Source organism: Peptostreptococcus stomatis DSM 17678 (genome assembly GCF_000147675.1).
Taxonomy (GTDB): domain Bacteria; phylum Bacillota; class Clostridia; order Peptostreptococcales; family Peptostreptococcaceae; genus Peptostreptococcus; species Peptostreptococcus stomatis.
The window spans coordinates 170,006-180,585 of sequence record NZ_ADGQ01000060.1 but is presented as its reverse complement, the minus strand read 5'-3'; the positions used below and the strand labels follow the sequence as shown (position 1 = coordinate 180,585).

8 protein-coding genes are annotated in these 10,580 nt (G+C 35.4%); 4 read left to right on the top strand and 4 right to left on the bottom strand.

The genetic code is table 11. The annotated features are described in order from the left end of the window. Nucleotides 1–15: 15 nt before the first annotated feature. The 4 genes from HMPREF0634_RS06720 to HMPREF0634_RS06705 are packed head-to-tail and all read right to left on the bottom strand — an operon-like array spanning nt 16 to nt 6,562. Entirely contained in the window at nt 16–3,018 is a 3,003-nt protein-coding gene (locus HMPREF0634_RS06720) for a type I restriction endonuclease subunit R (protein WP_007789919.1), read from the bottom strand. Continuing rightward, nucleotides 3,018–4,319, bottom strand: a complete 1,302-nt coding sequence (locus tag HMPREF0634_RS06715) for a restriction endonuclease subunit S (RefSeq protein ID WP_007789937.1) — start codon at nt 4,317–4,319, stop codon at nt 3,018–3,020. The genes HMPREF0634_RS06720 and HMPREF0634_RS06715 overlap by 1 nt, the downstream gene beginning before the upstream one ends. 4 nt (nt 4,320–4,323) lie before the next feature. Continuing rightward, on the bottom strand, nt 4,324–6,336 hold the full coding sequence (locus HMPREF0634_RS06710) for a type I restriction-modification system subunit M (protein ID WP_007790015.1): 2,013 nt from the start codon (nt 6,334–6,336) through the stop codon (nt 4,324–4,326). Nucleotides 6,337–6,349: 13 nt separating this feature from the next. After that, complete coding sequence (locus HMPREF0634_RS06705; RefSeq protein WP_007789997.1) at nt 6,350–6,562, bottom strand: type II toxin-antitoxin system Phd/YefM family antitoxin; 213 nt, start codon at nt 6,560–6,562, stop codon at nt 6,350–6,352. A 208-nt stretch (nt 6,563–6,770) separates the two neighbouring features. Here HMPREF0634_RS06705 and HMPREF0634_RS06700 point away from each other — a divergent pair, with 208 nt between their 5' ends. The 4 genes from HMPREF0634_RS06700 to HMPREF0634_RS06685 are packed head-to-tail and all read left to right on the top strand — an operon-like array spanning nt 6,771 to nt 10,573. Continuing rightward, on the top strand, nt 6,771–7,124 hold the full coding sequence (locus HMPREF0634_RS06700) for a hypothetical protein (protein WP_040565850.1): 354 nt from the start codon (nt 6,771–6,773) through the stop codon (nt 7,122–7,124). Beyond that, nucleotides 7,051–7,272: an SHOCT domain-containing protein gene (locus HMPREF0634_RS10170; RefSeq protein WP_408634988.1), complete on the top strand. Its 222-nt coding sequence runs from the start codon at nt 7,051–7,053 to the stop codon at nt 7,270–7,272. The genes HMPREF0634_RS06700 and HMPREF0634_RS10170 overlap by 74 nt, the downstream gene beginning before the upstream one ends. 48 nt (nt 7,273–7,320) lie before the next feature. Beyond that, nucleotides 7,321–9,060, top strand: coding sequence for a recombinase family protein (locus HMPREF0634_RS06690; RefSeq protein WP_007789917.1), 1,740 nt, complete (start codon nt 7,321–7,323; stop codon nt 9,058–9,060). Beyond that, complete coding sequence (locus HMPREF0634_RS06685) at nt 9,026–10,573, top strand: recombinase family protein (RefSeq protein WP_007790105.1); 1,548 nt, start codon at nt 9,026–9,028, stop codon at nt 10,571–10,573. The genes HMPREF0634_RS06690 and HMPREF0634_RS06685 overlap by 35 nt, the downstream gene beginning before the upstream one ends. The last annotated feature ends 7 nt before the right edge of the window (nt 10,574–10,580 follow it).

Sequence of the window (10,580 nt, the reverse complement as noted above, 5' to 3'; positions counted from 1 at the left end):
AGATGCCTTTTAAGCTTATTTTTCTGATAATCTTTCATACACTAGAGGCAATAAATTCTTGTCCACTTGTATCCTAAAGTCTTCATCTTCCAAGTATCTCTCGCAAAATTCCTGATTCTTTGTCATTCTCGAAAGAACAACGTCCATGATTCGGTCATCATATACAATCTTAAATAAATCTATTGGATTTTTAGCTCTGATAACCAGTTCCTCATCTTTGGACATATCTTCAATAATTTGTTCCAAAACCTTATCCATTTCAGTAAAATTAGTACCTAATCTTTCATTTAAATCATTGATAATCTTTGATATTTTTTCCTTTTCATCTCCAACAGGAATTCCTGTCCCTTGAGTCGCATTATTTAACACGCCCTCATCATCTTCAAGTTCTATCTGTCCTTCATATTGTTTTTGAATTCTATAGTATTGAAGTTCTACATCATTATTGATATCTGGAAACTCTTCGCCTTTTTCTCTCGGAAGTTTACGTAACAGGCATTTAGCAAAAGCATAAAATTTGTGTAGCCTTTCATCTTCCAGTTTAATAATATGCGTTAGGAAAGCATAAAGTCTGACATATTTATTTATAGCATTCTTGAAATCAAGTCTCTCCTGCTTTTCTAAGAGTTTATATTTCTCAACTGATGGATCTATAAAAGAATTAAGCTTTCCAAGGTCCATCTGTTTTTCCGTTTTTTTCAGCTTAAAGAAAACCTTAGCTAGATTATTGATATCCTTGTCATCATAAAGCATAAAGCTATCGAGGAAATTTTTAATATCATAAATCGCATTTGGGTCTGTGGTTTCGGATACACTTGTTGAAATATAGTAATCCTGAAACGCTTTTTGAATATCCTCTTTGTCATTCACAAAGTCCAATACAAAAGTATCCACTTTACCCTTACACATACGATTGATTCTTGATAGGGTTTGAACTGCCTTAACTCCTGACAGCTTTTTATCTACATACATGGTATGAAGAAGAGGTTGATCGAATCCTGTTTGATACTTTTCTGCAACTAAAAGGATTTGATATTCTTCAGTCTCGAACTTTTCAGGCAGTTCATTCTCAGGAAACTTGTTTAAGGATTCTTCTGTATATTCCTTGATTTCCCCTGTAATGCTATCTTTAACTGTTCCGGAAAATGCCACAAGAATTCCTAAATCATCATACCCTTGTTCCTGAATATATTTTTGAAATTCAAAATAATACCTCACAGCATGAAGACGAGAACTTGTTACAAGCATTGCCTTTGCTTTACCACCAATTAAGTGTTGTACATTATTTCTAAAATGCTCGACTATAATTTCTGTTTTCTGCCTTAAATTATGTGGATGCAAGCTCATATATCTTCCAAGAGCCTTATTTGCCTTACTTCTTGCATATTCCGGATCATCTATAACCTTTTTTCCTAACTGAAAATAGGTCTTATAGCTTGTATAGTTTTGCAAGACATCAAAAATAAATCCTTCTTCAATTGCCTGCTTCATGCTATATACATCAAAAGCACATGGCTTTCCTGTCGCATCTCTTTGACCAAAGATTTCAAGAGTTTTTTGTTTTGGTGTAGCTGTAAAAGCAAAGAAGGATAGGTTTGGTTGAATACCGTGAGTCTTCATCTCATCGGCAATGACTTCGTTGATTTCCTCCTCTTCGGCTTCTACTTCATAGCGAGCTTCTGCTTCTGCTACCATTTGTAATTTTTCATCTATACAGTCTTCGCCCTTACTATAAGTATCAGCTAGGGTTTCTCTTAACTTTTCACTAGATTTACCCGTTTGAGAAGAATGTGCTTCATCGACAATAATGGCAAATCGCTTATCTTTCGTAGAAACTTTAGTCACATCGACAAATGGAAACTTCTGTAAAGTGCAGATAATAATTTTATCTCCCTTTTCCAGTGCTTTTGTCAGCTGCTTAGCATTCTTGTCCACCCTTGTTACTACGCCTTGCTTGTGCTCCATATTATAAATATCTTTTTGGAGTTGCTTGTCTAAAACTCGCCTATCCGTGATAACAATAATACTGTTAAAAATAGGTCTATTGTTTTTATCATGAAGATTGGATAAATGATGAGCAAGCCATGCGATGGAATTTGATTTTCCACTTCCTGCCGAATGCTGAATTAAATAATTCTTCCCTGAACCATTCTCATAAACATCTTTAACCAGCCTTCTAACGACTTTTAATTGATGAAATCTTGGAAAGATTAAAGTTTCTTTGCCTGTTCTATCATCTTTTTTCAGCTGGATAAATCTCTGAATAATATCAAGCAGGCTATCCTTTTGAAGAATCTCATTCCATAGATAAGAAGTCTTATAATCACCTTCTACAGGAGGATTTCCTGCACCATTGTTATATCCTCTATTAAAAGGTAAAAAGAAGGTGTCCTGTCTTTGAAGTTGTGTTGCCATATAGATTTCATCTGTATCAACTGCAAAATGAACCAAGGCTCTTTGCTTAACAGTGAAGAGCTTTTCTTTTGGATTTCTATCATTTTTATACTGAGTAATGCCATTATGATAAGTCTGTCCTGAAATAGGATTCTTCAGCTCTATGGTTATAATCGGTAGACCATTTAGAAATATCACCGTATCCATGCTGTTGTTATTCTCAAGACTGTAATGAACCTGTCTTGTAATCATTAACTTGTTTTTATCATAAAGGTCTGTTGCTGTTTGGTTCATCGTACTTCCCGGTTTGAAGTGCGACAGCTTAAATGAAACGCCCGTATCATCAATTCCATGTCTTAAGACATCAAGCATTCCTCTTCTTTTAAGTTCATTATCCAGTCTCTTTAAGAAGTTAATCTCTACCAAAGCACCATGTCTTTTGGTAAGAAGTTCCCATTCTTTCGCCTGTGTATCTTTAATGAATTCAAGGACTGCTTTGGTGTCCATAGCCAGTTCCTTGTCATAATTTTTAGGATTGCCTTTTATATATCTGGATTTTTCGTCACCGGTATTTAAGAGAGCATATTCAATTTCCTCTTCAAATTTTCTTTCACTGGTATCCATTACTTCTCACCTCCACCTATTTTTATCTTTCCTGTTACCGCATCATGAATAATGCTTTTTCGATATTCGTTTAGCTTTTCAATTTGAAGTTTGATTTTTCTATCAACTTTTCTTATTTGCAAATCTTTTTCTTTAATAAGATTTGCTATTTCTTTTTGCTCATCTGTAGGTGGCACAGGAATTTCCATATTTAAGAACGGTTCTCTTTGCAATCTCCATCGTCCTAAATTTGATACTCCTTGCCCAATCCTATAAAAAATCCTTCTTGTATAGCACATTTGGAAGAGATAATTAAAATACTGATTGTCATTTAACTCTGAATTCTTAAGCCTAAAAACTCTGTAGTCTGGGCTAGTTACACCTTCATATTTACTACAGTCTATCCAACCTGTTAATAAGTCCATAGAGTTCATAGCATAATCACCTGGTTCAACCAATTGATATTTCTCATATGACTCTGCCATTTGACCATCATTTTTTTCGATATCTTTAATCTTTATCCCTTGTTGCGTTATAGATAAGACTGGTCGTTCTTCTCGTCCATCTTGTCTTTTTACAATTTCAAAATTCCACTTAATCTTCTCAACTTTCCAATGCTCTGGAACTGCTCCAATCCAGTCAACACCACTATCTTTCATAGGCACATTTTCATTAAGCCCCTTTGTAACCACGTGGGCTATAAGCTTTCTTTTATAAAGTTCCAGCTTTTCTCTCTGGTCTTCCAATTCTTTGATGATAGAATCAATTTTCTCTGTCTTTTCATCAAGGTAAGCAGCGATTTTTTCTTGTTCTACAATACTTGGGATAATCGCTTCAAAGTTTTTTAATCGCTGTATATTTACTCCACCAATTAAGCCATTTAGATTCATAGCAAAATAACGTTCATAATCAGGCGAACTTAAAAAATAAAAGATATACTTTTTATTAAATCCTTCTTTTACATTAAAACAACACAGTTTATTCCCAAAACATACATCTTCTTCAAGAAAACTTTTTTTTACACCTGCACTTCCTCCCTCGATACACATAAGTGTACTATTCACAGGTGCAATTTTAAATTTCTTGTGTTCATAAGGTATTATCATTCCATTATCATAATTAATTCTTCCGTCCATATAGACATCCTTTGTTGCAATATAAGGATGTCCATTTTCTTTAAATTCATACATGTACTTTTCCTCATCAGGGATACTATTGCCAGTAAATAAATCTGCAAAATATTTAAACTTTATAACTCCCCAATGCTCTGGAATTTCTCCAATCCAATCAATCCCACTATCTTTATATTTTTCATATTTCATAGGTTTACTCCTCTTCAAAAAGACTTGAGATGGATTCTTGAATGGAAAGTCCCAGTTCCTTGATTTCTTCCAATGTTTCCTTAGCATCGCCCAATTCTTCATACTTGTAAAAGTATCTTGTAAATGGGATTTCATAACCTATTTTAGTCTTATCTTCATCAATCCATGCATCTGGGGCATATGGAAGAACTTCTCTTTTAAAGTATTCTTCTATATCATCTTTAAATGGAATCTGTTCAATATCTCTAAGTTCCGTATCTGGTTCAGGATTACCTTTTTTATCTCTGCATATCTCGGCTGTCTCATCTTTTTCTGACAAAGCATTTAGAATGGCTTTCTTCAAAGGTGCTTTTATACTTATTCCCGCTGCTTTAAAGGCTTTGTTTAATATTTTTTCAAACTTAGCCCTGTCTTTGTAAAATACACTATCATCCATCATTTCCAAGACATGGATAATATCTCTTTGTAGCTTTTCCCCTTCTTCTATTTCCTTATTTCTTGTCTCTTCATTTTTCTTTCTGGACTTTGCAAGGTTGATAAAGGCTGTTTCTTCTTTCAATTTTTCTATACGGTCTGGACTTACCATAAAATTAAGTCTTAGTGGTCTTTCTACCGTAATCTTGTAGTGGGCAAAGTCATCTTCATCAAAAATCTTTGAATATTCGCTATCGACAAAACTCCCATAGATGTTGGCTATCTTCTTTGTATCTTCTTCAGATAATTTCTTTCTCTTATCTCCGAGCGGTTTTCTCATTCTCTCAAAGAAAGAAGTCCCATCTATAAGTTGGATTTTGCCCTGTCTTAGTTTACTCTTTCTATTGCTCAATATCCAAACATAAGTAAGAATCCCCGTATTGTAGAATAATTGGTCTGGTAAGGCTATGATTGTCTCTAACCATCCATTTTCTATAATCCATCTTCTTATTTCACTTTCTCCTGAGCCGGCATCCCCTGTAAATAAAGGTGAACCATTAAAAACGATACCTATTCTACTTCCACCATTTTTTGGATCTTTCATTTTACTAATCATGTGTTGTAAAAATAAGAATGAGCCGTCAGAAATTCTTGGAAGCCCTGCTCCAAATCTTCCGTCAAAGCCCAAGCTTTGCGCCTCATCTTTTACCGCATCTTGATATTTTTTCCATTCCACGCCAAAAGGAGGATTGCATAGCATATAGTCGAATTTTTCATTTTTTACGCCATCTTCTGTGAAGCTGTTACCATAATAGATGTTTTCATATCCCTTACCTTTGATTAAAGTATCTGACTTACAAATAGCATAAGTGCTTTGGTTTAGTTCTTGACCATATACTTCAATGATGGCTCTTTCATTTAATTCTTCTGCATACGAAATCCCGGCAGAGAGCATCCCACCTGTTCCAGCGGCCGGATCGTATAACTTTGCCATAAATGATGGAGAAGAAATTTTATCCATATCCGGATCAAACAGTACCGCTACCATTAGCCTTATAACTTCTCTCGGTGTAAAGTGTTCACCGGCTGTCTCATTAGACATTTCAGAGAATTTACGGATTAACTCCTCAAAGATATAGCCCATCTCTGTGTTGGACACTCTATCAGGATGTAAGTCTATCTCATCGGCAAATTTACTAACAATAAGATATAAAAGCCCAGCTTTTTCAAGTCTTTCGATTTGAGTGTAGATGTTAAAGGCCTCAAGGATTTCTCTGGCATTTTCTGAAAAACCTTTAATATAGTCCACAATGTTTTCGTCTAGGTTATTGGGGTCATCTTTTAGTTTTTCAAAAGTAAACTCACTTACGTTATAGAACTTATAGCCACTGGCTCTACATAAAAATGGATCCTTGTTTTTATACGTCAACGTTTTATTTAGCTTCACAACTTCATCATGGTTATCGATCAAGACGCTATCTAGACGTTTAAGCACCGTAAATGGCAAGATTACATCTGCATATTCGTGTTGTTTATAATCGCCTCTTAAAAGATCGGCAATTTTCCAAATGAAATTTGATTTGTCTGAAATATTTATACTCATTTTTCTTCCCCCTTTAAATATCCTTTAAGTCAGTGCCTCGTCCTAGAAGCCTGTTGTATTTGTCTATGGAGATAACAACGGCTAGTGGCTTCCCATGTTTCAAAACAAGGGCTGTTTCATCTTCTTCTGAAATTTTTCTGATAATCTTTGATGCCTGACCTCGATTAAATTCTGCAATATTATAAAGGGTTTTATCCTCAATGGGATTTGTCTTTTTCTTACTCAAATCAGCTCCCCCTCTTCGCTATAAATACACATATATTATACCACAAAGTAATTACTTTTACAATCATTTACTTTATTTATATTTATTCTGATTTTAAAATTATAAAAGTAATTACTATTTTAATTTATTCTACTCCTAAGTTGAAAAACCGCACCTTTTCTTACTCAAAACCAATCAAAATGTCCTGTCCTTCATAGGAGGGATAACCATGATAGAAAAACTAAGACAAGAAGGATACAGCTATAAAGAAATATCTGATTCACTAAGAGTTCCCATAAACACCGTGAAAAGCTATTGTAGACGAAATGGATTAACAGGCACTTCTAAAAAGAAAAAGCACATCTGCTTAAACTGTGGCTGTGAAATTGATAAGAAAAAGAAATTTTGTTCACCAACCTGCAGGCAGACTTGGTGGAATAATCACCTAGATAAGGTACATCGTAAGGCCTACTACTCTTTTACCTGTAAATACTGCCATAAACCTTTTAATGCCTATGGCAATAAGAACAGGAAGTATTGCTCCCATGAGTGCTATATCAAGGATAGGTTTTATCATGAATAAGGAATTTTTATTCTACACATCCTACTTTGTATTTAAAAATATGGCAGATGAGGGCATCTTAACCAAGAAAGAATTTAGGATCATCATCCATAAACTCATGGATAAATACCAGGTCACTACTCTTTCTTTTATGCTCGATATTACTTGACTAGTAGGCCAGTAATATTGATATATGTACATGAAGGGAGGAACTACGATGAAAAAAATACAAAAGATTGATGTTAAGATGCCTAAGCTTAAAGAGAAAAAGAAGGTTGCAGCCTATGCCAGAGTTTCTGCTGCCAAAGGTAGAACCCTTCATTCTCTTTCTCAGCAAGTCAGCTACTATAATGAAAAGATTACAAGTAACGGTGATTGGCAGTTTGCCGGTGTCTATTCTGACCTTGGTATAAGTGGTGTTACCTCGCAAAGAAATGACTTTAGACGAATGCTTAAAGACTGTGAGGAAGGAAAGATTGACCTTATCCTAACAAAATCCATTTCAAGGTTTGCAAGAAATACCGTTGACCTATTAGAAATAGTAAGACACCTAAAGGATATCGGTGTGGAAGTTCATTTTGAAAAAGAAAACATCAAGACCTTTTCAGGTGATGGCGAACTTATGCTTTCTATCCTTGCCTCCTTTGCCCAAGAGGAAGCAATGTCTATTTCTAATAACGTAAAATGGAGAATCAAAAAGAAATTTGAAGAAGGCAAGGGAAATAACTTCGTTCTCTATTGTTATCGATGGGACGGTGAGAAATTTAACCTAGTTGATGAAGAGGCTGAGGTTGTTAAATACTGCTTTAAGAATTTTTTAGACGGCAAATCTGCAGAGACTGCTGCTAAGGAATTAGCCGAATGGGATGTAAGAGGTCTTAATGGAGGTCCTATAAGTCCAGCAAGTATAAGGGCTATCTTAAGACAGGAGAAATACACGGGAAATTCTCTTCTTCAAAAGACCTATACGGACTTTATTACTAAAAAAGAAATAAAAAACCAAGGGGAACTACCTATGTACTGGGCCGAGAATACCCACCCTAAGATTATTGACCTTGAGGTCTTTGAAAATGTACAAGAGGAAATTAAAAGAAGACGAAAGCTTGGCGCTCTTGCCAACTGGTCTATTAACACCTCCTGCTTTACCTCCAAGATTCACCGCTCCTGTGGAAGGAACTACCAACGTAATCAAAGAAACAGCCGTGCAAAATCTGGTGGTAAATACATTAGATGGATGTGTGCCAGTCAAAAAGAAGGAAATCGTAAAGGCTGTATCAATCCAGGTATTGAGGAGACTTTACTTAAAAGAGTCTGTGCTGAGGCTTTAAACCTTGAGGAATTTGATAAAAATGTCTTTAGTGACAGGGTATCCGATATCAATGTGTTAAAGCCTGGTCTTTTAGAGTTTGTCTTTTATGATGGAAGTAAGAAAAAAGTTCCATGGCAGTCAAAAGCTAGAAAAGACTGGTGGACAGATGAAGTAAAACTTGCTTATTCAAACATGCGAAGCCAATCGGAGTTTAGCCGTAAGATTGAACGATTTAATGCCTTTTCTAGCTTCATTAAATGCGGAAAGTGTGGCCTAAGCTACCGAAGACAAACAAGATATTATACCAACGGAGATAAATTAAAATTCTTTACCTGTCCAGCCCCTGCTGATGAGTGTTCAAACTCTACCATCAATCAGAGTCTTTTAGAGGACTTGGTCACAGAAGAACTGAACCTTCCAAGCTTTGATAAGGAAGATATGTACAAACACTTAAGCCATATCAGTATCGAGGATAACAAGCTGACCTTTTATTATAAAGATGGTCATAAGCATACCATTTCCTATGAAAATCCTATAAGGCCAAGGCCAAAACATAGTGAAGAAACCAAGAAGAAAATGAGTGAAAATCAAAAAGAAAGATGGAGGTTAAGACGTGAAGAAGAAAGTAATAACCATACCTGCGACTAAGACGCATTATTCTTCCAAGGAAAAGGTGCAGACAACCAAAAGACGAGTGGCAGGTTATGCCAGAGTTTCTACGGATTCCGATGAACAGTTTACATCTTATGAAGCCCAAGTAGACTATTATACGGACTACATTAAAAAACGAGCCGACTGGGAATTTGCTGGTATTTATACCGATGAAGGAATATCCGGAACCAATACCAAATACCGTGAAGGCTTTAACAGAATGGTAGATGATGCCTTAAATGGTAAAATCGACTTAATTATTACCAAATCGGTATCAAGGTTTGCAAGAAATACGGTGGATAGCTTAACAACGGTTAGAGAGTTAAAGGATAAAGGAGTCGAGGTCTATTTTGAAAAAGAAAACATCTGGACTTTTGATTCCAAAGGAGAACTCTTAATTACCATTATGTCATCACTCGCCCAAGAAGAATCCAGATCTAATTCAGAAAATGTCACCTGGGGACAAAGGAAGAGATTTGCTGATGGTAAGGTCAGTATTCCATATGGAAACTTCCTAGGTTATGATAAAGGGCCTAACGGTAACCTTATGGTTAACAAAGAAGAAGCAAAGCTGGTAAAGAAAATCTACCGCTACTTTCTTGAAGGCAATACGCCTTTTCGCATTGCTAAAATGCTTACGGAAGAAGGAATCCCAACGGTACAAGGAAAGAAGAAGTGGAGTCTAACCAGTGTAAAATCCATTCTAACCAATGAAAAATACAAAGGTGACGCTCTCCTTCAAAAGTCTTTCACGGTAAACTTTCTAACCAAAGAGAAAAAAATCAATGAAGGAGAAGTCCCTCAATACTATGTAGAGAAAAACCATGAAGCTATTATTGAACCAAAGGTATGGGATTTTGTTCAAGACCTCTTAGCTAAAAATGTAAAATACAAAAGCCACCTCTTCTCCTCTAAGATTGTCTGTGGGGAGTGTGGCAGCTTTTATGGCTCTAAGACTTGGCATTCCAACACGAAATATAAAAGGACTGTCTGGCAATGCAATAATAAATATAAGAGCAAAGAAAACCCATGTAAAACTCCTCATCTTTATGAAAATGAAATTAAAGAAGCCTTTATTAAATCTGTAAATGAGTTAATAGCGAACAAGGGACATATCCTAGAGGATTTAAAATTAATAGAAGATACTTTTGACACCTCAGCCCTTGAGAAAAAACTTGAGACAGCTATTCATAAGATGAACCTTGCTAAAAATAAGATTGAAAAGCTTATCAATGAAAACTCTAAGAGTAGTCAAGACCAAGTGGAATATGCTAAATACTATTCAAAGCTTGTCGATATTTTCAATAAAGAAAAAGAAGCCTATGAAGATTTAAGTAGTCAAATTCAAGACAAGGAATCAAGAAAGCTAAAGTATGACTTCTTTATAAATAAGCTAAATACGCTTGAACCTATTATAGAATTTGAACCAATACTATGGAACTTAATGCTCAATAAGATGGTGGTGCATGAGGATGGAAGTTTTGAGTTTGTGTATGAAAAAGGGATATAGGGAAAAA